At 64.2% G+C, this 26,251-nt stretch carries 19 protein-coding genes and 1 other RNA gene; all 20 read right to left on the bottom strand.

The window, feature by feature from the left end; genetic code table 11:
* Positions 1-132 precede the first annotated feature (132 nt).
* The gene (gene lpxC, locus ASC48_RS00990; RefSeq protein WP_055453968.1) at positions 133-1,086 is read right to left on the bottom strand and encodes a UDP-3-O-acyl-N-acetylglucosamine deacetylase; all 954 of its coding nucleotides are present in this window, start codon (positions 1,084-1,086) and stop codon (positions 133-135) included.
* 260 nt (positions 1,087-1,346) lie between these two features.
* Entirely contained in the window at positions 1,347-3,146 is a 1,800-nt protein-coding gene (ftsZ, locus tag ASC48_RS00995; protein ID WP_055453969.1) for a cell division protein FtsZ, read from the bottom strand.
* 103 nt (positions 3,147-3,249) lie between these two features.
* The gene (gene ftsA / locus ASC48_RS01000; protein WP_055453970.1) at positions 3,250-4,566 is read right to left on the bottom strand and encodes a cell division protein FtsA; all 1,317 of its coding nucleotides are present in this window, start codon (positions 4,564-4,566) and stop codon (positions 3,250-3,252) included.
* Positions 4,563-5,450, bottom strand: a complete 888-nt coding sequence (locus ASC48_RS01005; RefSeq protein ID WP_208975483.1) for a cell division protein FtsQ/DivIB — start codon at positions 5,448-5,450, stop codon at positions 4,563-4,565. Before ASC48_RS01005 ends, ftsA begins: the two co-directional genes overlap by 4 nt.
* Before the next feature lie 14 nt (positions 5,451-5,464).
* Complete coding sequence (locus ASC48_RS01010) at positions 5,465-6,391, bottom strand: D-alanine--D-alanine ligase (RefSeq protein WP_055453971.1); 927 nt, start codon at positions 6,389-6,391, stop codon at positions 5,465-5,467.
* 183 nt (positions 6,392-6,574) lie between these two features.
* The gene (gene murB / locus ASC48_RS01015) at positions 6,575-7,528 is read right to left on the bottom strand and encodes a UDP-N-acetylmuramate dehydrogenase (protein WP_055453972.1); all 954 of its coding nucleotides are present in this window, start codon (positions 7,526-7,528) and stop codon (positions 6,575-6,577) included.
* Positions 7,525-8,943: a UDP-N-acetylmuramate--L-alanine ligase gene (murC, locus tag ASC48_RS01020; RefSeq protein ID WP_055453973.1), complete on the bottom strand. Its 1,419-nt coding sequence runs from the start codon at positions 8,941-8,943 to the stop codon at positions 7,525-7,527. Before murC ends, murB begins: the two co-directional genes overlap by 4 nt.
* Entirely contained in the window at positions 8,940-10,058 is a 1,119-nt protein-coding gene (gene murG / locus ASC48_RS01025) for an undecaprenyldiphospho-muramoylpentapeptide beta-N-acetylglucosaminyltransferase (protein WP_055453974.1), read from the bottom strand. Before murG ends, murC begins: the two co-directional genes overlap by 4 nt.
* Positions 10,055-11,227, bottom strand: a complete 1,173-nt coding sequence (ftsW, locus tag ASC48_RS01030) for a putative lipid II flippase FtsW (protein ID WP_055453975.1) — start codon at positions 11,225-11,227, stop codon at positions 10,055-10,057. Before ftsW ends, murG begins: the two co-directional genes overlap by 4 nt.
* A complete protein-coding gene (gene murD / locus ASC48_RS01035; RefSeq protein ID WP_055453976.1) occupies positions 11,227-12,627 on the bottom strand; it encodes a UDP-N-acetylmuramoyl-L-alanine--D-glutamate ligase in 1,401 nt (466 codons plus the stop codon). The genes ftsW and murD overlap by 1 nt, the downstream gene beginning before the upstream one ends.
* A 7-nt stretch (positions 12,628-12,634) precedes the next feature.
* Positions 12,635-13,720: a phospho-N-acetylmuramoyl-pentapeptide-transferase gene (gene mraY, locus ASC48_RS01040; protein ID WP_055453977.1), complete on the bottom strand. Its 1,086-nt coding sequence runs from the start codon at positions 13,718-13,720 to the stop codon at positions 12,635-12,637.
* A 9-nt stretch (positions 13,721-13,729) separates the two neighbouring features.
* Positions 13,730-15,160 (bottom strand): UDP-N-acetylmuramoylalanyl-D-glutamyl-2,6-diaminopimelate--D-alanyl-D-alanine ligase, encoded by a 1,431-nt coding sequence (locus ASC48_RS01045; RefSeq protein WP_055453978.1) that lies wholly within the window; start codon positions 15,158-15,160, stop codon positions 13,730-13,732.
* Positions 15,157-16,626 (bottom strand): UDP-N-acetylmuramoyl-L-alanyl-D-glutamate--2,6-diaminopimelate ligase, encoded by a 1,470-nt coding sequence (locus ASC48_RS01050; protein ID WP_055453979.1) that lies wholly within the window; start codon positions 16,624-16,626, stop codon positions 15,157-15,159. The genes ASC48_RS01045 and ASC48_RS01050 overlap by 4 nt, the downstream gene beginning before the upstream one ends.
* A gap of 95 nt (positions 16,627-16,721) precedes the next feature.
* Complete coding sequence (locus ASC48_RS01055) at positions 16,722-18,452, bottom strand: peptidoglycan D,D-transpeptidase FtsI family protein (protein WP_055453980.1); 1,731 nt, start codon at positions 18,450-18,452, stop codon at positions 16,722-16,724.
* A 10-nt stretch (positions 18,453-18,462) separates the two neighbouring features.
* Positions 18,463-18,840: a cell division protein FtsL gene (gene ftsL, locus ASC48_RS01060; RefSeq protein WP_055453981.1), complete on the bottom strand. Its 378-nt coding sequence runs from the start codon at positions 18,838-18,840 to the stop codon at positions 18,463-18,465.
* Positions 18,841-18,843: 3 nt separating this feature from the next.
* Positions 18,844-19,887, bottom strand: coding sequence for a 16S rRNA (cytosine(1402)-N(4))-methyltransferase RsmH (gene rsmH / locus ASC48_RS01065; protein ID WP_055453982.1), 1,044 nt, complete (start codon positions 19,885-19,887; stop codon positions 18,844-18,846).
* Complete coding sequence (locus ASC48_RS01070; protein ID WP_055453983.1) at positions 19,884-20,351, bottom strand: division/cell wall cluster transcriptional repressor MraZ; 468 nt, start codon at positions 20,349-20,351, stop codon at positions 19,884-19,886. Before ASC48_RS01070 ends, rsmH begins: the two co-directional genes overlap by 4 nt.
* A gap of 322 nt (positions 20,352-20,673) precedes the next feature.
* An RNA gene (gene rnpB / locus ASC48_RS02895) (RNase P RNA component class A) lies at positions 20,674-21,075 on the bottom strand.
* A 58-nt stretch (positions 21,076-21,133) separates the two neighbouring features.
* The gene (locus ASC48_RS01075) at positions 21,134-24,010 is read right to left on the bottom strand and encodes a DUF2339 domain-containing protein (RefSeq protein WP_055453984.1); all 2,877 of its coding nucleotides are present in this window, start codon (positions 24,008-24,010) and stop codon (positions 21,134-21,136) included.
* Between the two features lie 143 nt (positions 24,011-24,153).
* Positions 24,154-26,244, bottom strand: a complete 2,091-nt coding sequence (locus ASC48_RS01080; protein WP_055453985.1) for a putative bifunctional diguanylate cyclase/phosphodiesterase — start codon at positions 26,242-26,244, stop codon at positions 24,154-24,156.
* Positions 26,245-26,251 lie beyond the last annotated feature (7 nt).

Below are 26,251 nucleotides of genomic sequence, written 5' to 3' on the forward strand. Positions count from 1 at the left end.
ACACTAAGGCTTTTAGCGGAACCGGACGGCATTCGTCACGCCGTGTCTCGTCTTTTTTGAGCTTTTTTGTGACCGTAGACAAAGAGCGGGCGCCTCCCGGGCGCCCTCACTCGAATGACTTGTGCAAAAAACTCAGGAAACCTCAGGGCCAAAGGCCGCAGCCGCCAGGCCGGACCGCTCGACATTGCCATGTTCGCGCCATGCCGGAGCCTCGACAATTTCGAACACACCCTGCCCGGTCTTGCTGAACAGCTCCGCCAGAATGGCCACATTCATGCGGTGTCCGGCCTTGTAGGAGCGGTAGAGGCCGAGAATCGGCAGTCCGGCCAGTGCCAGATCACCAACCGCATCCAGCGTCTTGTGACGGACGAATTCGTCAGCCCAGCGGGTGCCTTCCGGGTTGAGCACCCGGTCGTCGGCCACGGCGACGGAATTCTCCAGCGACGAGCCACGGGCAAAGCCCATCGCCCACAGCTTCTCGACTTCCTTGACCTGCCCGAAGGTGCGGGCCCTCGACACTTCCTTGCGGAACACATCCGGGGTCATGTCGCTGGCAAAGGTCTGACGGCCGATCAGCGGAGTCTCGAATTCGATGGTCACCTCGAAACGGGTGCCGGAATAGGGCAGAAGCTCGCACCAGGCGCCATTCTGCTCAAAGCGGACCGGCTTCTTGATTCGCAGATAGCGGCGGCCGCGGTCGAGGCGCTTCAGGCCCACCTGGTCAATGGCTTCCACGAAGGCAGCCGCGCTGCCGTCCATGATCGGCATTTCCGGACCGTCCATTTCGACGATGACATTGTCAACGCCGAGGCCGCGCAGGGCTGCCATCAGATGCTCGACCGTGGACACGCCGTTGCGGGCCGGATCAGCCATCACGGTGCAAAGCGCCGTCGCGGTCACGTGATCCCAGCGGCCGGGAATGTCCGTCTGCAGATCATCGCTTACGTCCGTGCGGTGGAAGACGATGCCCGTTCCAGCATCTGCGGGCAGCAGGGTCACCGAGGCCGGCGCGCCCGAATGGACGCCAATGCCTGTCAGTGTCACCTGATCCGCCACAGTGGTCTGGAAATCAAGACGGTTGGTCATTCGGGTCTGCCTATGCCGGTGCCACGGTCCGAGTGTCATTCCGAAAACTGAAATGACTTTAGCTACCGCGTGTTAACGCTTCTGGAACTGGCAGCACAATAGCCCCGGAGAGGCCGAGTCCGAAATAAAGCTTTATTACGGTTTGTAACGCGAATTACGGCATCAACATATTGAATTCGCTACGGAACCTTCCAGACACAAGGAAACGGCCTGACACATTCCGTGTCAGGCCGTCCAAGGGAAGAAGGGTCAGGGGAGACTCAGTTCGACTGACGGCGCAGGAACGCCGGAATCTCGAGCTGGTCTTCCTCGCTGTGCACCTGCGGACGCGCCGGAGCGCGGCCCTGCATGTCGAGCTGACCGGCAGCAACGGCCGGGCGGCCCTGCTGGGCGGGAGCCATCTGCGGCATGCGCGGAGCCGGACGCATCTGCGGCTGGGGAGCGGCAGCCGGAGCACGGGGGGTCATGACGGGAGCAGCCTCATGCGCGGCATGCTCTTCATGATCTTCACGGCGGGACAGACCGCTGGCCAGACGGCGCAGCAGACCCATCGGGCGGCGGTCATCGCCATGCTCTTCCATGTCGGGTGCGGGCGCTGCCATCGGCTGCGGCGCGGGAGCATGAGCCGCCGGAGCAACAGCTTCGGGGCGCTGCGGCTGGCGGGCCATCAGCTCACGCTGGGCGATCGGCGGAAAGTCTTCCACGCGCGGCATGCGCGGGGCAGCCATCGGCTGTTCGGCAGCCGGGGTCTCGAAGGGAACCGCGGCCTGGACGGGCTGCTGAACCATCGGCTGCAGCGGAGCTGCCGGAATTTCGGCCTGGACCGGAGCGGGGATTACGGCTTCGGCTGCGGGACGAAAGGATTTGGCGTCCACAGCCTCGCTCACCTGAGCGGCCGGAGCCGGCTCGTTGATCGACAGTTCACGCTCGAGGCTGGCCAGAGCGCGGGAAGCTGCATCCTGCTGGAAGCTGGTCACGGCCGGACGCTCAACGGGACGCTCGGGCTGACGCGGAGCGGTGTTGATGACCGGACGGGCGGCAGGCTCGGTCTTCGGTGCCGGAATGGCATCGAATTCACCGTTTCCCATCAGCAGTTCCTTGTCGATGCCGGTGGCGACGACGGAAACGCGGATGATGCCGTCCATGCTTTCATCGAAGGTTGCGCCCAGGATGATGTTGGCGTCGGCGTCCACTTCCTCGCGGATGCGGGTGGCTGCTTCATCGACTTCGAACAGGGTCAGATCGTTACCGCCCGTGATCGAGATGAGCAGGCCCTTTGCGCCCTTCATCGAGGTCTCGTCGAGCAGCGGATTGGCAATGGCCGCTTCGGCTGCCTGCTGGGCGCGTTTCTCGCCCGATGCCTCTCCGGTGCCCATCATCGCCTTGCCCATGCCGCGCATGATCGAGCGCACGTCGGCAAAGTCGAGGTTGATGAGACCTTCCTTGACCATCAGGTCGGTGATGCAGGCCACGCCCGAATAGAGCACCTGGTCAGCCATCGCGAAAGCGTCGGCGAAGGTGGTCTGGGCATTGGCGATGCGGAACAGGTTCTGGTTCGGAATGACGATCAGAGTATCGACATTGCGCTGCAGTTCCTGAATGCCGGCTTCGGCGATGCGCATGCGGCGCGCACCTTCGAACTGGAACGGTTTGGTCACCACACCTACCGTCAGTATACCCTGGGCGCGCGCCGCCCGGGCGATGACGGGGGCAGCGCCCGTACCGGTGCCACCGCCCATGCCGGCGGTGATGAACACCATGTGCGAGCCAGACAGGTGGTCATTGATTTCGTCGATGACCTCTTCGGCAGCAGCGCTGCCGACTTCCGGCTGGGAGCCGGCACCGAGGCCTTCGGTCACAGCCACGCCCATCTGGATCAGGCGTTCTGCGTGGTTCATGGCAAGGGCCTGCGCATCCGTGTTAGCTACGACAAAGTCGCAACCCTGCAGGCCGGCCGTGATCATGTTGTTGACGGCGTTTCCGCCCGCGCCGCCGACGCCGAAAACCGTGATCCGCGGCTTCAGCTCCTGAATGTCGGGCATCTTCAGGTTGATGGTCATTCTATCCTCGCGACCCTAAAGGAGCACCCGGTTCTCGGGGGCTCCGCATTCTTCCCTTTGAAGTTCGCCGTTTCCGGCAGTTTCCCCTGACGCGGATGCCGCGTCAGAAGCTGTCCCTGATCCACTGGCCGACACGGGCCAGGTAACCCGTGCTGCCGCCCCATCCAGACCGCCTGTGTTTCGGTTGAAACTGTTCGATCTGGGAGACCTGCGGATAAATCAGCAGCCCGACCGAGGCGGCGAATGCCGGCCCCTTGGCTGCATCCGGCAGTCCGGCCACCCCGAGTGGCCGTCCGAGCCGGACATTGCGGCCGATCACCCGGCGCGCAACTTCACTCAATCCCGTCAACTGGCTCGCCCCGCCCGTGAGGACGATCTGCTTGCCGACGCGCCCGGCAAAGCCGGAGGCCGTCAGCCGGTCACGGACCAGCTCCAGGATTTCCTCTACCCGCGGACGCACGACCCGGATAAGGGCCGAGCGCGGGATCTGGTTCGGAAGGTCACCGTCCACTGGCGGGATCGTGAGCATCTCACGGTCATCCACGCTGGTCGGCAGGGCCGAACCATGAAGGGTCTTCAGACGTTCGGCGTCCGAAAGGCGCATGGCAAAGGCCCGCGCAATGTCAGTCGTCACGTGCTGGCCGCCAACGGCAATGGCATCCAGATGCACCATCTGCCCCTCGACGAAGACGGACAGTGTCGTGGTGCCGCCGCCCATGTCGACGCAGGCAACGCCCAGTTCGGCCTCGTCATCCACGATGGTGGAGAGGCCGCTGGCATAAGGCGTCGCCACCAGCGTCTCCACATGCAGGTGGCCGCGGTTGATGCAAAGCTCGAGATTGCGGACCGGCGGCACTTCGGTGGTGACGACCTGCATGTCGACGCCCAGCTTCATGCCCAGCATGCCGCGCGGATCACGGATGCCGCGGTTGCCATCCAGCGAATAGGAGATCGGCAGCGCGTGATTGACCGCCCGGCCTTCCATCACCGTATGTGACGACCCGGCCACCAGAACGCGCTGGATATCGGCTTCGCTCACCGCATCACCGGCCAGCGGCACGGTGGCGCTGAAGATCTCGCTCTGCAGACGGCCGCAGCTGACATTGGCGATGACGGATTCCACCGTCACGCCGGCCATGCGCTCGGCTGCATCCACGGCCAGGCGGATCGCCTGCTCGGCTGCGTCCATATCTACGACCACGCCGGACTTGATCCCGCGCGAGCGCTGGTAGCCATAGCCCAGAACCTCGATGGCATGGGACCGGCCGGCCAGAACGGACCCTTCGGCACGCGGGGTCAGCTTGGCGATGAGGCAGCAGATCTTGGTGGAGCCCACATCCAGCACGGACATGACAACGGCGCGGCGCCCCGGAAGGGGGCGCATGCGCGGCAGATAGAGGGTGGAACCGGTGCGGCTCATGTGTTGGCACCCCCTCTTGCAACTTTCTTGTTTCCATCCAGCGCGTCGCGGCGGCGCTGTGCGGCTTCATCCGTCAGGCGCACCACCACGCGGTCGGGCAGGCGCAGATCGATGGCGGCAATGTCACGGGCCAGAATGGCGCTTTCCCTGTCCATCTTCACAAGGGCAGCCAGCGCCGTGGCCGGATCTTCTTCCGGCAGGCGGATGGTGATGCCATTCTCGAGCATGAGATCCCAGCGGCGCTGACCGATGAGATAAGCGGCGCGCACACGCGGGCGCAGCTCCGGCTCGCTCTCAAGGGCCTTGAGGATTTCACCTGCGCGGGTCTGGGCCCCGTAGTTCACCACGAGCAGCAGATTGGCATAGCGCCCATCCACATCGTCGGTGATCACTTCACCCTGCTCGGTGACGATCGACACCGTATTGCCGCGCTGCCAAAGAGCGTAGGGCACCCACTCGTCAATCGTGACCTTTACCGTGTTCGGGTAAAGCTTCATGACCGAGGCGGACTTGACCCAGGGGTTCTGCTTCAGGCGCTCGCGCGCAGCATCCGCATCGAAGAGCACCAGCGAATCACCCTCTTCGAGCCCGAGAGCATCGAGGATCTGATATTCGGCCACTTCACGCTGCCCGGACAGCTTCACCGTCTCGACACCCAGACCGGCCGCGCTGATGAGCGACTGCGCCACCATGCGCCCATGACCGCCCAGAATGACACCATACGTGATGGTGGCAGCCAGGAAGGCCACGGCAGATACGGTGCCGGTCCAGCGGGGAAGATCGGCAAGCCAGCCCGCCTGCCGCCAGACAGGGCGCCGCCGCAGCCGCGGCACACCACGCCCGCGCGGCGCCAGCTCCGCTTCCAGCGGATAAGCACTGACCATCCCGGCTTTGCGCCTCAGCGAGAGCAACTTGCGTCCTCCACCATCCAGGTGACGAGATCCCCGAAATCACGGCCAGTGTAGGCGGCAAGTTCCGGAACCAGCGAGGTTGGGGTCATTCCAGGTTGAGTGTTAACTTCCAGGCAAATCAGGGTACCCGACCCATCCGGACGCTCATCGAAGCGGAAATCCGCCCGCGAAACACCCCGGCAGCCGAGCGCACGATGCGCTGTTAAGGTAAGTTTCTGTACTTCTTGGTAAATAAAGGGTGAAATTTTCGCAGGAAGGATGTGAACGGAGCCACCTTCCGCATATTTCGCCTCAAAATCATAGAAACCGTGCCCTTTTGGCACAATGTCGATAACTCCAAGCGCCTCATCTCCCATCACCGCGCAGGTCAGCTCGCGGCCAGGAATATAGGTCTCGCACATCAATGTGTCGGGATATGGCCAGTCATCGCGCGTCAGCTCCTGCGGCGGATGCAACTGATCTTCCTTAACGATCAGCACGCCGAAGCTGGAGCCTTCGTTAATCGGCTTGATCACATAGGGCGGGCGCATCGGGTGCTCATGCCCCACATCCCGCCGGTTGATGATCAGATGCTCCGTGACAGGCACCCCATGCGCCGCCATCACGGCCTTGGCCTTCACCTTGTTCATGGCAAGGGCTGAGGCCATCACGCCGGAATGCGTGTAGGGGATGTTCAGGATCTCGAGCAGGCCCTGGATGCAGCCATCCTCGCCGAAGGGGCCATGCAGAGCATTGAAGGCCACATCCGGCTTCAGTTCAGCCAGACGGGCTGCGATGGAACGGTCAACATCGACGCGCGACACCCTGAAGCCGCGCGCTTCCAGCGCATCGGCGCAGGCATTGCCGGACGAAAGGCTCACCGGCCTCTCGTGCGCCCACCCGCCCATCAGTACCGCGACATGCTTACCCGCCATTTCCACCGACTCACTCAAACAAATATTAGCCTCTAAGATGCTGCCCAAATTGGTAAGGAAACGTTAACCAAGCCGTTAAGGAATGCATTAACACCTTGTTGCCTGCACAGTGTGATTCAAAAGCAACAGCGGCGGGGTCCGAGGCTGTGGAATTCCGGGGTGGGGCTGAAGGGGCCCCTCCCCTCAATCCAGGAACGGAGTGACTTCCTCGCCGGGGAGGAAATGACCCAGGCGCTTGATTTCCCACTCAAGTTCCACGCCCGAATGCTCGCGCACGCGGCGGCGGACGGTCTCGCCCAGAAGCTCCAGATCATGGCCAGTCGCAGTACCGGTGTTGATCATGAAGTTGCAGTGCATTTCCGACATCTGCGCCCCGCCCACGGTCAGCCCGCGGCATCCGGCAGCGTCGATCACCTTCCAGGCAGAGTTGCCCGGAGGGTTCTTGAAGGTGGAGCCGCCGGTCTTCTCCCGGATCGGCTGGGCGCGTTCGCGGTGAGCCACGACCTCGGCCATCTCCGCCCGGATCTTCGCCTCATCCTCCAGCGGGCCTTCAAAGACCGCGCTTGTGAAGATCAAGCCGGGAGCAGCTGAACTGTGGCGGTAGCTGTAGCCCATGTCTGCATTGGTCAGCACATGACGCGCGCCCTTGCGGTCGATGGCGGTGACTTCCACCAGACGGTTGCAGGTTTCCGTGCCATGGGCGCCCGCATTCATGCGCAGCGCGCCGCCAATGCCGCCGGGAATGCCGGTGTAGAAGGCAAAGCCACCGATACCGGCTTCTGCTGCCGCTTCCGCCAGCCGCTTGTCCGGCACCGCAGCGCCCGCACGGATGCGCCCCTCCCCCAGCACCTCGACAGCGCCGAAGCCGCGCGCGCCGAGACGGATCACCACGCCTTCAATGCCCCCGTCCCGCACCAGCAGGTTGGAGCCGAGGCCGATGGTCAGAACCGGGATTTCTTCCGGCAGAACGGACAGGAACTGCGCCAGATCCTCTTCGTCTGCGGGCTGGAACAGAAGCTGCGCCGGGCCGCCTGCCCGCAGCCATGTGACGGCGGACAGCGGCTGATTGGCCGTCAGCTTGCCGCGCAAACCCTCGAACCGGGAGCCGAGGCTTGCCAGAAGATCGGGAAAGCTCACGCCCCCTCTCCCTTACCAAGGGCTTCAAGCTGGCCCGGCAGCGCATGCGCCCATTGGGTGATGTTGCCAGCACCGAGGCAGACAACGTAGTCGCCCGGCTTGGCAAGACCCGCGATGACGCCCGCAAGCGCCTCCGGCCCTTCCAGCGCGATGGCCGAGCGGTGGCCATGGGTCTTGAGGTTCGAGACGAGGCTGTCACGGTCAATGCCTTCAATCGGCTGTTCGCCGGCGGCATAAACCGGAGCCACGATCACCGTGTCCGCATCGTTGAAGCAGGTGGAGAAATCCTCGAACAGGCTGGCGAGGCGGGTGTAGCGGTGCGGCTGCACCACGGCGATCACCCTGCCTTTCGCCGATTCCCGCGCGGCCTTCAGCACGGCGCGGATCTCCACCGGATGGTGGCCATAGTCATCGAAGAACTCGGCGCCGTTCCAGGTTCCCGTGTGGGTGAAGCGGCGCTTGACGCCACCGAACCCGGCCAGCCCCTTGCGGATGGCATCGGCAGAAATGCCAAGACGGTTCGCCACCGCAATGGCAGCCGTTGCATTGGAGACATTGTGCAGCCCCGGCATGGGCAGCACCAGATTGTCCATGACCTCGCTCGTGCCGGATCTCCGGTTCTGCAGGATCACGCGGAAGCTCGACTTGCCGCCGGCCATCGACACATCGGCAAAGCGCACATCCGCCTGCGGATTGGCGCCATAGGTGACGATGCGCTTGTCCTCGATCTGACCGACGAGCGTCTGCACTTCCGGGTGGTCGAGGCACATCACCGCAAAGCCATAGAAGGGCACGTTCTCGACGAAGTGGCGGAAGGCCGCGCGCACTCCGGCAAAGTCGCCGTAATGGTCGAGATGCTCCGGGTCGATGTTCGTGACGATGGCGATATCGGCGGGCAGCTTGACGAAGGTGCCGTCGCTTTCATCCGCCTCGACAACCATCCACTCACCGTCACCCATGCGGGCGTTGGTGCCATAGGCGTTGATGATGCCGCCGTTGATCACGGTCGGGTCCATGCCCCCCGCCTCCAGCAGCGCCGCCACCAGCGAGGTGGTCGTCGTCTTGCCGTGGGTGCCGCCGATGGCAATGGCCTGCTTGAAGCGCATCAGTTCGGCCAGCATCTCGGCACGGCGGACCACCGGGATCAGCTTTTCGCGGGCGGCGATCAGCTCCGGATTGTCGCGCTTGATGGCGGAGGAAACGACCAGAACTTCAGCACCGCCAAGGTTTTCCGCCTTGTGGCCAATGAAGACCGGAATGCCCTTCTCGCGCAGGCGCAGCACATTCGCGCTCTCGGACATGTCCGAGCCCTGAACGGTGTAGCCGAGCGTGTGCAGCACTTCGGCAATGCCGCTCATCCCGATGCCCCCGATGCCGACGAAATGCACCGGCCCCAATTCACGCGGCATCTTCATGCGCGGTCTCCTTTGTCTGTTGTGTTTGCGCCAGCGGTCTCTTCCACCAGATCGGCAAGGCGGGCAACCGCATCGGGCTTGCCCTGCCCGCGCGCGGCGGCGGCGGCGGCTTCAAGGGTGGATGGCTCATCCATGAGCCGGGTGAGCTCTGCGGCAAGGCGCTGCGGCGTCAGGTCCTTCTGCGCCACCGGCCAGGCTCCGCCCACGGCTTCCAGCACGCGGGCATTGTTGCTCTGGTCCTGATCCAGCGCATTGGGTAGCGGCACCAGGATCGACGGGCGGCCGATGACGGACAACTCGCTGACGGACGAAGCACCGGAGCGGCAGATGACGAGATGGGAAGCGGCAATTCTCGCCGGCATGTCGCGGAAGAAAGGCGCCAGCTCGGCAGACAGCCCAAGCGCCTCAAAGGCGCTCTTCACCCGCTCCATGTCTTCCGGGCGGCACTGCTGCACCAGCTTCAGCCGGGCGCGGTGTTCCGGGGATAGAAGCTTCACCGCTTCCGGCATCACGTCCGAGAAGAAGCGTGCGCCTTGCGAGCCGCCGAACACCAGCAGGTGAAACGTGCCGCCTGCCTGTGGCACCGCATAGGGCACGCTGGCGGCTTCCACCACCGGCGGGCGCACCGGATTACCGGTCTCGCGGATCTTCGGGGCGAGCGCTGCATTCGGATTGACCAGCGTCAGGCTGGTGGCGACACGGGTGACGCCCTTGGCCAGCATCCGGTTGGCCCGGCCCATCACGGCATTGGCCTCGTGCAGGATCGACGGCACCCCCGTCAGCCGCGCAGCCATCATCGGCGGAAAGGTGGGATAGCCGCCGAAGCCGACGACAACGGCGGGTTTGATCTGCCGGATGACACGGCGGGCCTGCAGCGTGCCGCGGGCAAGGCTCAGAACCGTCTTGAGCAAGGCAACGGGCGACTTCGAGCGCAGGGTTTCGGAGGCGATGATATGCACCTCCCTAGCCGGAAAGCTGGTGCCATAGCGGTCGGCGCGCTCGTCCGTCGCCAGATCCACGGTCCAGCCCCGCCGCACCAGCTCATGCGCCAGCGCTTCGGCAGGGAACAGGTGGCCACCGGTGCCGCCGGCCGTCAGGAGAATGGTCTTGCTCATTGAATACCCGGCTGAATGAGCTGTGACGGCGGCACCCGGGCCACCGTCACGCTGTCGCTGTGCAGCGGCCGCGGCTTGCGGCGCGACAGGGCCAGAATGAAGCCCGCCGTCAGCGCCGTCGAAAGCAGCGAGGAACCGCCGTAGGAAATGAAAGGCAGCGTCATGCCCTTGGCAGGCATGAGGTTGAGGTTCACCATCAGGTTGATGGTCGCCTGCAGGCCGAACATCAGCGTCAGGCCGGCCGTCGCCAGCCGCGAGAAGGCATCCTGGTCCCGGCCTGCATTGCGCAGGCCCCGCAGGATGATGAAGGCGAAAATCGCCACCAGCAGCATGCAGACGATGATGCCGAATTCTTCGGCAACCACGGCAAAGATGAAGTCGGTGTGACTGTCCGGCAGTCCGCGCTTGACGATGCCCTCTCCCGGCCCCTTGCCGAACCAGCCGCCCGAGAGGAAAGCTTCACGGGCACGGTCGATCTGATAGGTGTCGCCGGAATCGGGATCGAGGAATCTGTTCACACGCGTGGTCACGTGCGGCAGCAGGAAATAGGCCGAGGCAAGACCGGCAACGCCCACCCCGCCCAATCCGATGATGGCGATCCACGGCAGGCCGTTCATGAAGAACAAACCGCCCCAGACGAGGCCGATCAGCATGGTCTGGCCGAAGTCTGGCTGCGCAACCAGCAGCGCCGCGCACATGGCGAAAAGCAGGGCGGACAGAACCATGCCCGGCACTTCACGGCGGCGTCCGCTTTCCGACAGCAGGAAGGCGACCAGCACGACGAAGGCAGGCTTCAGGAATTCGGAAGGCTGCACCGAAAAACCGGCAATGTTGATCCAGCGGCGGGCACCCTTCACTTCGGCGCCGGCGAAGAGCGTCGCAACCAGAAGCGCAAGCGACACGCAAAAGAGCAGCAAGGCCCCCCGGCGCACCATCCGCGGCGACATCAGCGAGACGCCGAACAGCACGACGACCGCCAGCGGCAGGAACATGGCCTGCCGCTTGACGAAGTAATAGCTCTCCACACCGATGCGCTCGGCCACCGGGGGACTGGCCGCAAAGGACAGCACGACGCCGCCGATCATGAGCAGGACGAAAAGCGCGAGAAGGATGTGGTCAACCGTCCACAGCCACTCGGCCAGCACACCACGATCAGCGCGAGAAACCATCAGGCATCCTCCGTCTTTTCCGGCACCGCCAGCAGGGCCCGGACGCTTTCGGCAAACGCATCACCACGCACTTCAAAATTCGGATACTGGTCGAACGAGGCACAGGCCGGGGACAGCATGATCACCTTCTCGGCATGCGGATCGAGCGCCGCATCCGCCGCCGCACGCTGCACCGCCACGTCCAGCGTGCCGCTGATCTCGTAGGGCACCTTGCCGTCCAGCGTGCGGGCAAACTCCTCGGCCGCCTCGCCGATCAGATAGGCCCGGACAATGCGCGGGAACAACTCGCCCAGCGGCTCGATGCCGCCCGACTTCGGCTTGCCGCCCGCGATCCAGTAAAGCCGGGGATAGCTCGCCAGCGCCCAGGCCGTGGCATCCGCGTTGGTCGCCTTGCTGTCATTGATGAACAGCGTGCCCTCATGGCGGGCGATGATCTGCATCCGGTGCTTGAGGCCGGGGAAGCTCTCAAGCCCTGCGGCGAGCTGCTGCGGCAAAACGCCAAGCGCCAGCAGTGCAGCACAGGCCGCCGCCGCGTTCTGGGCATTGTGCTGTCCGCGAAGCGACGGTGCGCGCGACAGATCGGCAATGACCGTCTCTACGCCCTTGTCCGCGCAGATCAACAGGCCATCACGGGCAAAGACGCCATTGGTCTGCGTCTGATAGCCGGAAATGCGGCGCACATCGTGCCCGGCCGCTTCCAGCCGGTCCGCGATGGCAGCACTCATTTCATCATCCACGCCGACGATGGCGGTACGGGCCGCTGCAACGAGCCGCTCCTTGATGCCGGCATAGTTCTCCATGGTCCCGTGCCGGTCGAGATGATCCGGCGACAGGTTCATGTGAATGCCGGCCGTAGGGGCGAGGCCGGGGGCAAGGTCGATCTGATAGGACGAGCACTCGATGACATAATGCCGGTGCGGCGTCAGAGCGGCGAGGTCGAACACCGGCGTGCCGATGTTGCCGCCCATCTGCACATCCCGCCCCAGCGACTTCAGCAGATGCGTGGTCAGCGCCGTTGTGGTGGACTTGCCATTGGTGCCGGTGATGCAGATGACAGGGGCATCCGGGCACACGAGCGCCCTTTCGCGCGAGAACAGCTCGATGTCGCCGATGACTTCGACGCCCGCCTCACGCGCGAGCTCCACCGTCCAGTGCGGCTCGGGATGGGTCAGCGGCACACCGGGAGACAGCACCAGCGCAGACAGGCACTTCCAGTCGAGTTCGGCCAGATTGCGGGCCTCAAGGCCTTTTGAGCGGGCAAGATCATTGCGCGCAGGCGCATCGTCCCAGACGGTGACATGCGCCCCGCCTTCCTTCAGCGCCAGCGCGCAGGAAAGGCCCGAGCCGCCAAGCCCGAAGAGCGCTACCTCTTTTCCCTTGAAGCAGGTGACCGGGATCATGACCGCCTTACCTCAGCTTCAGGGTGGCAAGGCCGACGAGGGCGAGAACCACGGCGATGATCCAGAAGCGGATCACCACCTGGGACTCGGTCCAGCCCAGCTGCTCGAAATGATGATGGATCGGCGCCATGCGGAACACACGCTTGCCGGTCAGCTTGAAGGAGGCCACCTGCACGATGACGGACACTGCCTCCAGCACGAACAGCCCGCCAACGATGGCCAGAACGATCTCATGCTTGGTGACGACCGCAATCGCGCCGATCATGCCGCCTAGGGAAAGAGAGCCCGTGTCGCCCATGAAGATGGCGGCCGGAGGCGCGTTGAACCAGAGGAAGCCAAGCCCGGCGCCGATCACGGCGCCGCAGATGACGGCAAGTTCGCCCGTGCCGGGCACGTGGTGGATCTGCAGATACTCGGCAAAGACCGCGTTGCCCGACAGATAGGCGATGAGGGCGAAAGTGGCCGAAGCGATCATCACAGGCACGATGGCCAGCCCATCGAGCCCATCCGTCAGGTTCACCGCATTGCCTGCGCCGACGATGACGAAGGCGGCGAAGGGAATGAAGAAGATGCCCAGATTGAGCAGCAGGTCCTTCACGAAGGGGAAGGAGATGGAGGTGGCGAAGGCGCCCTTGTCCAGCATGGTCACCGCCAGCGCCGCCAGACCGGCAATCAGGAACTCGATGCCGAGGCGCGCCTTGCCGCTGAAGCCCTTGTGGGTGGCTTTCGTCACCTTCAGATAATCATCATAAAAGCCGATGGCGCCGAAGCCGACGGTGACCCACAGCACGATCCAGACATAGGGATTGCGCAAATCCGCCCACAGCAGGGTGGAGACGATGAGGCCGGACAGGATCATCAGCCCGCCCATGGTCGGTGTGCCCTTCTTGGTCAGAAGGTGGCTCTGCGGCCCGTCTTCACGGATCGGCTGGCCCTTGCCCTGACGCAGGCGCAGGCCGGCAATGATGCGCGGCCCGAACAGGAACACGAAGAACAGCGCCGTCATGATGGCACCGCCCGTGCGGAACGTGATATACTTGAAGACGTTCAGCGCAGAAATCTGGCCGGACAGTTCACCGAGAAGATAGAACATTTGGATTCCTCAGGCCGAAGCCACTTCATCCGCTGCGGGATATTCCTGCTTGAGCGCGTCCACAAGGGGGCCCATGCGGCTCCCGAGAGACCCTTTGATCATGATGATATCGCCGGGGCGCAGCTCATCCTTGAGGCGCTCGGTCAGCGCTGAGGATTGCTCGGCATAGACAGCGCGTTTCTCACGCGGCAGCCGCTCCCACAAGGCGCGCATCAGCGGGCCGGAGCAATAGACCAGATCTGCGCCGCTGTCTTCGACCGGGCCAATCAAGTCCGCATGCAACTGCCCGGCTGCATCGCCCAGTTCCAGCATATCGCCAAGCACCGCAATCTTGCGGCCCGGCGCTGCGGCCTGCATGCCGCCAAGCACGCTGAGAGCCGCGCGCATGGAGGCCGGATTGGCATTGTAGCTTTCATCGATCAGCACTGCCTCGCCGCCCGGCAGCTTCAGCCGCGTCTGGGCGCCGCGACCCTTGGGGGCCGAAAGCTCCGCCAGAGCCAGCCCGGCCAGCGCCAGATCGCCACCCAGCTCGCAGACAGCCAGCAGCACGGCGAGGCTGTTGCGGACAAGGTGCTTGCCCGGCGCGCCGATCTTGTAGGTGATCTCCTGCCCCAGCACCCGCGCCTGAATGGAGGAGGACCCGGCCTGCACCGCATAATTCTCAAGCAGCGCGTCGCTGCCCTCAGCTTCGCCAAAGGTCTGGATACGCTCGACACCAGCCGTCTTGGCAAGGAAAGTCAGCAGGTCGAACTGGTCATTGTCCTGATTGAGAATGGCAAGGCCGCCCGGCTCCAGTCCGAGGAAGATCTCGGCCTTGGCCTGCGCGATTTTCTCGACCGAGCCGAAAAACTCCAGATGCACCGCCTGCACGGTGGTGATGATCGCCGCATGCGGGCGCACCATCTGCACCAGCGGCGTGATCTCGCCGGCGTGGTTCATACCGATTTCGAAGACACCGAATTCGGTATCCTCCGGCATGCGCGCCAGCGTCAGCGGCACACCCCAGTGATTGTTGAAGGACGCGGCCGAGGCGTGGACCTTGCCAGAGCGGCCAAGCGCGAGGCGCAGCGCCTCCTTGGTGCCGGTCTTGCCGACCGAGCCGGTGACCGCCACGATCCGGGCGCTGGTGCGCGCGCGCGCGGCACGTCCAAGATTGCGCAGGGCCTCCAGCGGATCATCCACCACAACGTAGCGGCCGTCCCGGGGCAGATCGGCCAGCTTGTGCCGGGCAACCAGCGCCAGCGAGGCGCCGGCTTCGAAGGCCTTGGCCACATAATCATGCCCGTCCAGCCGGTCACCGACGATGGCGACGAAAGCCTCGCCCGGCGCGATGGTGCGGGTGTCGATGGAAATGCCGGTGATTTCAGCCTGCGGCTCTCCGCGGGCCTCGCCGCGCGTTGCGGCCAGAAAGGCATCGAGGGTCCAGAGCGGTGCGCTCATGACCGGGCTCCTTGTGCAAGCGCGGTGCGAACCGCATCATGATCCGAGAACGGGAGCACCGTCTTCCCGACGATTTGGCCCGTTTCGTGACCCTTTCCGGCCACACACAACACATCCCCGCTTTCCAGCATGGAAACAGCCGTTGCGATGGCCTCCGCCCGGTCGCCGATCTCCAGCGCGCCTGGAGCGCCCGCCATGACGGCCTTGCGGATGAGTGCAGGATCTTCCGTCCGCGGGTTGTCGTCTGTGACGATGACCACATCGGCGCGGCGGCTGGCAGCTTCCCCCATCAGCGGACGCTTGCCCGCATCCCGGTCACCGCCGGCTCCGACGACCACAATGAGGCGGCCGGTGGTGAAGGGACGCAGTGCAGCGAGTGCATTGTCCACGGCGTCGGGCTTGTGGGCATAGTCCACGAAGCAGAGAGCGCCATTGTCCTTGCGGCCCACCAGCTCCAGACGGCCCGGCGCGCCTTCCAGCGTCTCCAGCGCCCTGAGCACGGCGCCCGGCGCCTCACCAGCCGCAATGGCAAGGCCTGCGGCAATGAGCGCATTGGACGCCTGAAAATGCCCGGCGAGCGGCAGGGAGACCTTGTATTCCCCGCGCGGTGTATCGATCGTCAGAACCTGGCTGAAACCGCTGAACTGGACATTGCGCAGGTGCAGGTCCCTGCCCCGCTCGCCCACGGTCAGCACCTGCTGGCCGCGTTCTCCAGCCACCGCCAGCACGCGGTCAGCCTTGTTCTGCGCCGGGTCCACGACCACCGTGCCGCCGCTGGGCAGAAGCTCGCGGAACAGGCGCAGCTTGGCCTGCAGGTATTCCTCTTCGGTGGCGTGATAGTCCATGTGATCACGGCCAAGGTTGGTGAAACCGGCGGCCACCAGTTCCACCCCGTCCAGCCGGTACTGATCGAGACCATGGCTGGACGCTTCCATCGCGGCATGGGTGACACCGGCATCGGCCAGCTTCGCCAGTTCCGCATGCAGGGAGACCGGGTCCGGTGTCGTCAGCCCGCCATAGCTGGTGCCGGAGGCTGTCACCGTTCCAAGCGTGCCGAGGCTTGCAGCATTGTGGCCACAGCGCTGGAAGATCTGGCGGACGAAATAGGCAACGGAGGTCTTGCCGCTGGTGCCAGTGACGGCCACCATGGTTTCCGGCTGGCGCCCATGAAAGCGGGCTGCAATCTTCGCAAGCGCCAGACGCGGGTTCGCGGCCACCATGACCGGCGCCGGCACGCCGCCACCGGCCTCGATCAGCGCTGCGCCCTCTGCATCGGTCAGAACAGCGGCCGCGCCCTGCTCCACCGCCTTTGCGGCAAAGCGTGCGCCATGGGCCTGTACGCCGCCAAGGGCAAAAAACAAAAAGCCCGGCCCAGCCGCCCGGCTGTCCGAGGTCAATCCCCCGATCACGAGGGTATCATCAGGAACGGCGATGCCTGTGCCCGCCGCAAGTGTTCCTAGCTGCATTGTCTGCCAAATCCGGTAGTGCGCCGTCACAAGCCGGTGCGGAACCCTTTCTCAGCTGCGACCCTGATGTCCCGCTCCGGCGCTTCGATCACGTCTCAATAAGATACTTCGATTGCCTTTGTCCCATCAGTCTGTTTCGGCATCACGCCCAGCATGGGTGCCGCGCGGCGGATGATGTTGCCGACCATTGGCGCGGTGTTCATGCCTGCGGTTGCGGGCAGGCCCGGTTTCTCCGGCTTCGGCTCATCGAGCACGACCAGCACCACATACTTGGGATCATCCATCGGGAAGGCCGACAGGAACGAGTTGCGGCGCTTGTTGGGCGAATAGCGGCCGTTTTCGACTTTTTCAGCTGTTCCCGTCTTTCCGCCGACGATATAGCCGGGCACCTCTGCACGCTTGCCGGACCCGCCCGGATGTACAACGTTGAGGCGGAACAGGTAACGGATCTTGCGGCTGGTCTCTTCGGAAATCACCTGCTTGCCCAGAGACTTGGCCGTTATTTCATCCCGCGGCAGGAAGGTCGGCGGAATGAGATAACCACCATTCACAAGAGCAGCTGCCGCCGTTGCCGTCTGCATCGGCGTCACCGAAATCCCATGACCGAAGGACGCGGTGATGGCCGCCAGTTCACCCCAGCGGCGCGGCAGCAGCGGAGCCGCATTTTCGGGCAGCTCGTTGGACTGGCGCTCGGTCAGGCCGAGGCGTGCATAGAACTCACGCTGATAGTCGACACCGGTCATCAGCATCATCTTGGCCGTGCCGATATTGGACGAATAGAGGAAGACTTCCGGCACCGAGAGGATGCGTCTTTTTCCGTGGAAATCGTTGATCGTGCGCCCACCGGCGCGGATCGGGCGGCTCGCATCGAAGCTGTCGTTCATACCAACCCGGCCCGAATCGAAGGCGCTGGCGAAGGTGAAGGTCTTGAAGACGGAGCCCATCTCGAACACGCCGCCCGTGGCACGGTTCATCCGGTCCTTGTCGAGGGCCTGGGCGCGGTCATTCGGATCGTAATCCGGATAGGACGACATGGCGACGACTTCGCCCGTGTGCACATCCAGAATGATACCGACGCCGGCAATGGCGTTATAGCGCTCAACGCCTTTGACCAGCTCGTCCCGCACGACGAACTGCACACGGGAATCAAGCGCCAGCTTGACCGGCTCCAGCGACCGGTCCGTGGCAAAGCCAAGCTTCTGCAGTTCGGACAGCCATGAATCATCGAGATACTTCTCAAGGCCGCCAATGCCCTGATTGTCGATATTGACCGATCCGATGATATGCGAGGCCAGCGGTCCACCCGTATAGAAGCGCTGTTTCTCCCAGAGGAAGCCGATGCCCGGAATGCCGAGACGGTGAATGGCCTGGTGCTGGGCCGGCGTAACCTCACGCTTCAGCCAGATAAACCCGGCGCGGCTGCTCAGCCGCTTGCGCATGTTCTCATTGTTCAGCTCCGGGAACACGCTGCCGATGCCCTCCAGCGCCTCATCCACGTCGATGATCTTGCGCGGCTCGGCATAGATGGAGGCCGTCTTGATGTCGGTCGCAAGAATTTCGCCGTTCCGGTCGATCAGATCGGGCCGGGAAGCCGCGATGGAATCCTGCGCCGAGATGAAAGCAGCGTTGGGCGCCTCTTCCATCTGGGCGAGATGCACGAGCCGGACGCCGATCACGGCATAGAGCATGGCGAAGGCCGCCATCGCAAAATAGATGCGGGTTCTGACGGTGCTGGTTGACACCGAGCCATAGGCCGGGCGCGCTGCCGCACGGGGCTGGCTGCGCTGGAACTGCAGGAAGGAGGCGGGCTCGCTTGCCATTGTCATTGCAGCGCTCCTATCGGATGGACGAGGTGGAGGCAGGGTCCCGCAGGGCCGCAAAACCATCAAGCGGGGCCTCACCGCCAACAGGGGGCAGCATGACGGGCCGCATCGGCAGATCCTGCAGCTGCACGATCTGCTTGCCCGGATCCATCTCCTGGAGCTTCAGAAATTCATCATAGCGTTCGGTCAGCCCCTGCAGGCGGGCAGGCTGATTGAGAACGCTCCATTCGGCACGCAGCACCCGGATGGCTTCATGCTCTTCGTCGATCTTGACCTTGAGCGACGCCACATATTCGGACGTGTGCTCGGCCTCCATCTTCATGTCGTAAACGACACCTGCGCCCGTCAGCACAGCAAGGACACAGACGATATTGAGATAACGGCTCACCATCGCTCAGCCTCCAAGTCCTTTGAATTCCGCCAGATGCGGAACGCCAATGGCGTGAATATCCAGATCGCGCGCCGGAGCATCGGTCCGCCGCGCCGCTCTGAGGCGGGCCGAGCGGGCGCGCGGGTTGGCCTGCGTCTCGCTCTCGTCCGGCTCCTGACCGCCCTTGACCACCAGCTCGAAGGTCGCCGGCGGCACATCCTCTTCCGGCATATGCCGGGAACCGCCGCCGCGCGTGCGCGTGCGGTCGGCAAAGAACTTTTTCACGATCCGGTCTTCGAGGCTGTGGAAGCTGACGACCACCAGCCGCCCGCCGGGACGCAGAACCTTTTCCGCCGCACCCAGCACGGACGCTGCCTGATGCAGCTCGCCGTTCACATAGATGCGCAGCGCCTGAAACGTGCGCGTCGCCGGATGGATGTGCATCTTCTTCGGCGAGCGCCCGACGACCTTCTCGATCAGCGCGGCAAGATCACCGGTGCGGGTGAAGGGCTGCTCCTTGCTCCGCTGCTCGATGGCGCGCGCCACCTGCCCTGCCCGCTTTTCTTCACCCAGAAGACCGATGATCCGGGTCAGATCCCTGGCGGGAAGCGTATTCACCACATCGGCAGCCGATGGTCCGGCCTGCTCCATGCGCATGTCGAGCGGCCCGTCACGCATGAAGGAGAAGCCGCGATCGGCCTCATCCAGCTGCATGGAGGACACGCCCAGATCCAGCACGACGCCATCCACGGCCTCGACACCGAGCGACGCCAGATGCGCCTCGATATCGGCAAAGCGCCCCGGCACCAGCGTCAGCGCGCCATTCGAGGCTTCTACAAGCGGCTGGCCGCCTGCGATGGCATCCGGATCCCGGTCAACGCCGATGACCTTGGCACCCGCAGCCAAAAACGCGCGGGAATAGCCGCCAGCCCCGAAGGTGCCGTCCACGACAACTTCACCCGGCTTCACGGACAGCGCCGAAAGAACCCCGTCAAGGAGGACAGGCACATGGCGGACAGGTCCGCCGGCGCCTTCAGTCTCGTGACCTTCTGCGCGGCCCGCCATCATGCCGGTCCTCCTGACGCAGCAGCCGGACTCATGCCCGACAGCATCGCAAGCGCGCGCTTCTGGGCCTCTGCGCGATGCTCACGAAAACGCTCCGGCTCCCAGAGCTGAAACTTGTAACCCAGACCCGCGAAAGTGATCTGATCGGTTACACCCGTCTGCTCGCGGATCATGTCGCTCAGAACGATGCGGCCATCGGCATCAATCTTCGGCGTCTCACTGGCACCGAAGAGCGCAATGGCGAGAGCATCATGATCCGGCGACAGCTTGGCAAAGGCGGCAAGGCGCCCTTCGATCTCATTCACCAGCTCATTGCCGCCCGCATCAACGGCAGGCGCATGGGGAGAGGCAATGCAGTAAAGGCCCTCAAATCCGTCGCGCGCCAGCACGGCCCGGAACGGCGCAGGGATCGAAACACGCCCCTTCGCATCCAGCCGGTTGGTAAAATGCGACACAAAGCCGGCCATGATCCCCTTTCAACGCGCCATCCTGGCGCCTGCTGCACTGGCAAAGTCTGAAACTTGCAAAACGAAACCGAGCGTCCCGGCACTCACGGGACAGCCCCTGAAAACAGCCGCCTCGAACGGAACCGGAGGCAGCTTCATGGGTTAATATGGGATAGCATGGGAGATCATGGGCGTCAATGGAATCGGGCGGATTCCACGGCTTGATGCCCTGTGCAATTGCCCCTTCCTCCACAAACATCAACATGGTTAACAAAATGCTGCCTGCGACAGAAATGCTCCGGTTTCCGCGCAAGGCGGTGAACTTGATCCAAGGAGAGGAAAAGGTGTCAGCCGGCCTGTAAGCCGGGTTCTGTAAGGCACGGAAGCAAGCTTCCATACGCGACGGTCATTCATCTGGGACGCCTGTTGCCAGACGCCTCACGCAACCTACCCGGATGGCTGGCCAGGAAACCAACCCGGACCCGAAGGCCCTGTGCCATCCCTATTCGGTTTTGCTCCCGGTGGGGTTTACCGTGCCGCGTCCGTTACCGTCCGCGCGGTGGGCTCTTACCCCACCCTTTCACCCTTACCCCTTGCCCGAAGGGCCGGGGCGGTTTGCTTTCTGTGGCACTTTCCCTGAGGTCGCCCTCGCCGGGCGTTACCCGGCACCGTGTTTCCATGGAGCCCGGACTTTCCTCCCCCGCGGCCTTTCGGCACTTGCGGCAGCGACCGTCCGGCCAGCTGACCGGCTCCCCATACGGAGGAAACGGCAGCCGGTCAAGGACGCTTCTTGCGGGTCCCCTTCATGCAGAAGGCGGCTTGCGGGCAATCATGCGCTGGTAGAGGTAGCCGATGGCGATCAGAACCGCGCCCAGCCCCAGGAAGGACAAGGCCCTCAGCACGCCCTGCAGCGAGGACATGTCGAACAGGAAGACCTTGACCACCACCAGCGCAACAATGGCGCCGGCCACCTGCCGCAGGCGCAGGCTGTCGCGCCAGAGCCCCGCCACCACCCCCGCCACGCCCAGCACCAGCCAGACGATGGAATAGACGTAGTTTTCCAGTTCGCTCACGGGTTCCGTGGTGAGGATCAGCGGGCTGAAGGCATGGCGGATGGTCAGGTTGACGAAGAAGACGCCCATGAGGCCTGCAAAGACCGTCACCAGCCAGACATATCCGGCCGGACGCACCGGGCGCGCCGCATAGGCCAAGAGGGCATAGACCACGAAGGGAACGCCGTAACCGAGCGTGACCCAGTTCAGCACCGGCGTGTAGCCAACCGGAGCCCCGGTCCACAGCGGGTTCTCACTCAGCAGCAGAAGGCCACCCGTCAAAATGCCAAGCACGCTGACGAGCATTGCACCGCCCGAGAATACCAGATTGCCCCTCGCCCCATCCGTGCCCGGCACGATGCGGGTAAGGCCCAGCGAGATGGAGCCTCCGATAATGACCATCATCGCCGTTGCCTTGAACCGGCTGGCATCCGAATAGAATGTGAAAGTCGGATCAATGGCATGCAGCGCCAGCATGGCCAGAGTGATGCTGACACCAGCGATGGCCATCGCCTGCAGGATGCGGGCCCACAGGTCATCACGGGTGCGGGTCAGCGCCCATGCGGCCAGAACCAGCCCCAGCGCCGGGATGCCGTAGCCGTAGAGCAGCTGGTTGAACACCGGCGTGATGCTGAGCTGGCCGCCCGCGATGAACGGGTCCCACAGCAGACGGCAGACATAGGGCAGGATGGCGACGGGTGCCAGAACACGCAAGCCATGCACCGGATAGCGCAGATAGACGAACACGAAGGCAGGCACCAGAAGGCCCAGCGCCGTGGTCAGGAAGCTTCCCTCCAGAACGATGGCGATGGACAGGCCAACGCCGCAGAGTGTTCCGGTGAACCAGGCCGCCGCCGCTCCGGCACTGCCCGGATGCGTGTCCGCGACATCATCCCCGGCCTTCGGCCCGCGCACGGCAAAGAGCGCGGCCAGCCGGTCGCCGAGGAGCAGGAAGGCCGCGGACAGGGCAAGTCCGGTCACGGCAAACAGCGGCGATGCGGCAAGGCCCTCCACCCGCCACCAGGCAGCGGCAAGCAGGGCAAGGCTGCCGGACGCCGCCAGCGAGGCGAGGACGGCACGGGAGGCGGATTTCAGGCTGCCTGCAATGCCCGCAGCCAGCAGAATGGCCCCGCTCACCAGCCCCAGCATGCCGAAGCGGGACAGCATGGCCTGCGTCCCGGACGGTACCGGCGAGATTACCGGGCCGTAAGGGCCATCCACGCCCGCATAGGCGCCAAGGTCCCTGAGCGGCAGATCAAGGCTGGCATAGGCAACCACCTGCACCAGCAGCGGCACCACGGCGGCATAGCGCAGGGCGCTGCAGCCATAGGCGAGCGCCAGCGGCACGGCAGTGAGAAGCAGCGTTTCCAGAACGAAGAGTGAAGCACTGTCCGACAGGCCGACATGGCCAAGGAAGGGCAGCGCCAGCGCGCTGAGCGCGGCCGTGGCGTACCAGTCCGGCTTTTCGGCTTTGTCCGGCGTAAAGTCATGGAAGCGCCAGACGAAGCCCGCCGCCGTGATGACATAGGCGCATGCCAGATAAAGATCGAGCAGCAGCCGGTCTCCGGCACCGGCCGCCATTTCGAAAAGCAGCGCCCAGCCGGAGAGACCCGCCACCGCAAGGCCCGCGAGCCACAGCCAAAGCCGGATGCGCCCGACGGCCACCGCGGCAGCCGAAACGGCCAGCACATAGAGGACCGCCGGGAGGATCTGCGAACTGCCGGAAGACACAAGCATGGGCACCGCATAGCTGCCCGCAAGCCCGAGCGCGGCAAGCGCGGGCCCGTGCAGAAGGGCGGCCAACATGGTGAGGAGCGAGACGGCTCCCAGCAGCACGAAGGCGCCAGCCGGGCCGATCAGATCGTAAAGCGCATAGGCAGCGTAAACATCTGCAAACAGCGCCAGCGTGCCTGATGCGGTCAGAACGGCAGGAATATTGGCCGTGGCAAAGCCCGGCAGGGAGAAGGTGCCCGGCCGGCGGCGGGTCCACTCGCCAAGCCCCAGCAGGATCAGGCCCAGCGCCGCACCGGCGAGAATGCGGGCAAGCGGACCGAGGAGATCGTTCTCGACCGCAAAGCGCACCAGGAACACGGCACCTGCGGCCAGGGCAATGCCACCGGTCCAGATGGTCCACTTGCCGCCGATCTGCTGTTCACGGGCGGCGGCTGCGTCTCTGGCGTCCTGCGCCTCCCTTGCGTCATCCGGAGCCGCAGCCGCGCTGCGGCGGGCTGACGATGTGCGCGCGGCAGCCGCAAACGGGCCTGCGGGGCGTGCTGCTTCCCCGCTTTCGGGCTCTTCTGCGGGTCCGCTTTCCTCCGCCGGACTCGGGGTTTCCGGCTCATCCGCTTCTACAAAGAAATCATCAGCAGAAGGCTGTTGCGGGGTGGTTTCCGGCTGATCGGGCACTGCCGACCCGGCATCCGTCTCCGGTGCGGCCCTTGCGGCAGCCTCATTCAGCTCCAGCCGCCGCTGCAGGCCGGTGACGATCTGCTGCAGGGCTGAAATTTCGCGTTTCTGCAGATCAATCTGCCGCTGCAGGCCGCCCGTCGTGCCATAGAGGATGAGCGGCAGAATGAAACTGACGAACAGGAAGACCAGCGCGAAGCCGATCAGGAGCATGAATTCCATATCCAAGGTTCGTCTCCGCAGACATGCAGATGCACAAAGTCAGCCTGCATCCTGACGCAGGCTGATCAGATTACCTAGTCTCATGTGAAAGGCTGCCCTGTGACTTGCGCCACAGCCCGGAGCTTTTTGAGGCGCAGCCGCCCTCAGGCTGTCTGCTCTGCGGGCTCCCGGGCACCGGCCTCTTCCTCAGAAACTGCCGGAAGAGCGCGCTCGTCGATGGCTTCCGGACCTTTGACGGCGCCGGGACGGCCAAAGAGATAGCCCTGCACCAGATCGCAGCCGGCTGCGCGCAGCAGCACCACCTGGTCCTGATTTTCGACGCCCTCCGCCGTGATCAGCACATCGAGCGAGCGGCCAAGGCCGATGATCGACGTGACGACGGCATCGGTGCCCGCATCCTTGCCGAGGTTCTTGATGAAGCTGCGGTCGATCTTGATCTTGTTGAACGGGAAGCGGTTCAGGTAGCTCAACGAGGAATAGCCCGTGCCGAAGTCATCCATAGCGATGGTCACGCCCATGGCGCTGATGGCTTCCAGCGTTTCCACGACCGCTTCGGTATCGGCGATCAGCAGGCTTTCGGTGATCTCGATCTCAAGCCGCTTCGGATCAAGGCCGGATTCCTCCAGCGCTCTGGCCACCTTGCGCTGGGTTTCCCCTGCCTTGAACTGGGCCGGGGAGAAATTGACGGCGACGCGCAATGTCTTGTCATGCCACTCGGCCGCCTCACGGCAGGCCCGGCGCAGCACCCAGTCACCGATGTCCTCGATGAGGCCGGTGTCCTCTGCCACCGAGATGAACACGTCCGGGGAGATGGTGCCCTTGGTCGGATGCTCCCAGCGGATCAGCGCCTCATAGCCCTTCAGCGTGTTGTCATGCAGCGAGAACTGCGGCTGGTAGAGCAGGTCGAACTGATCATATTTCAGGGCCTTGATCAGCCCGGCTTCCACTTCCTTGCGCCGCTGCGCTTCCGCGTCCATTTCCGGCTGATACCAGAAGAAGGTGGAGCGGCCGGAGTGCTTGGCCCGGTACAGCGCCAGATCGGCGCAATGCAGCATGCGCGAGGAGCGCCAGTTGCCGTCATTGGCCCGGGCGATGCCCATGGACAGGGAGATCTGCAGCTCGATACCGTCAATGATGCAAGGCGGCTTGGTTGCCGCGATCATGTCGCTGGCGAGTTTGGTGATCCGTGCCACATCGGAGAAGGATGTCACCATCACGGCGAATTCGTCACCCGACAGGCGCGCCACCAGATGTTCCCCGAAGACCGCACGCAGCCGGTCGGCGATCACCTGCAGGAAGATGTCCCCCGTACCGTGGCCATAGGTGTCGTTGACCGACTTGAACTTGTCCACATCGATCAGGATCACCGCCATGTTGCTGGCCTTGGCGTGGGTCACGCGCAGGGCTTCCGTCAGCTTGGCGCTGAACAGCGCCCGGTTCGGTAGCGAGGTCAGCGGATCATGATGGGCGAGAAATTCCATGTTGCGGCTGATCCGCACCACATCCCGGTAGCGGAACCAGAGCAGCAGGCCCACAGCAAGGGCAGAGCTGACGGTCAGAACGGCAAGAAGGACCGTTGCCAGAAGAACCGTCCGGTTGGCCCCGGCCAGAACAGGGGCAATGTCGAGCGCCAGCAGATCGACGGAGGTCACGGTGCTGCCATCAGCAACGGGAACAGACACCAGCGCCACATCCTTCGCAGCGCCCCACCAGCTGTAGAATATGGTCACACGCGGCAGACCGCCGTCCCGGGACTGTTCCAGCGCGCGGCGGACCGCCCCGCTGCTGATACCCGCTTCAACGATTGCGGCCGGCATCTCCTGCGGCACGATGCTGCTGCTCTCGTCCGCCGGAGTGTCATCCACAAGCGGCACCCTTGCATGGGCACGCATCGCGGATGAGCCCAGATCTGCCATCACAGTGTCTGCAAAGCGCGTCAGTTCGAAGATATGCAGGGTACCGTCATCAACTCCGGCAATATGCGGCACGAAACTCTGGCTGAAGCTGCGCAGCCGCAGCAGCGCGCTGGACAGATCCTCCGCTTCACGCCCCTGCCCCGCATCAAGGCGCAGATCCGATTCGGTCCAGTTGCGCAGGGACGACTCCAGCGCATCGCCCACCAGCCAGCTGGACAGCAGCCGGTTGCTGGCGAAAATGCCCAAAGACAGCGCAAACACGACAGCAAGCATGGTTGCTGCGGCCATCAGTTCCTGGCGGCTGATTGTGCGCTTCATAGCTGTC

This window comes from Pannonibacter indicus, from assembly GCF_001418225.1.
Lineage (GTDB): Bacteria > Pseudomonadota > Alphaproteobacteria > Rhizobiales > Stappiaceae > Pannonibacter > Pannonibacter indicus.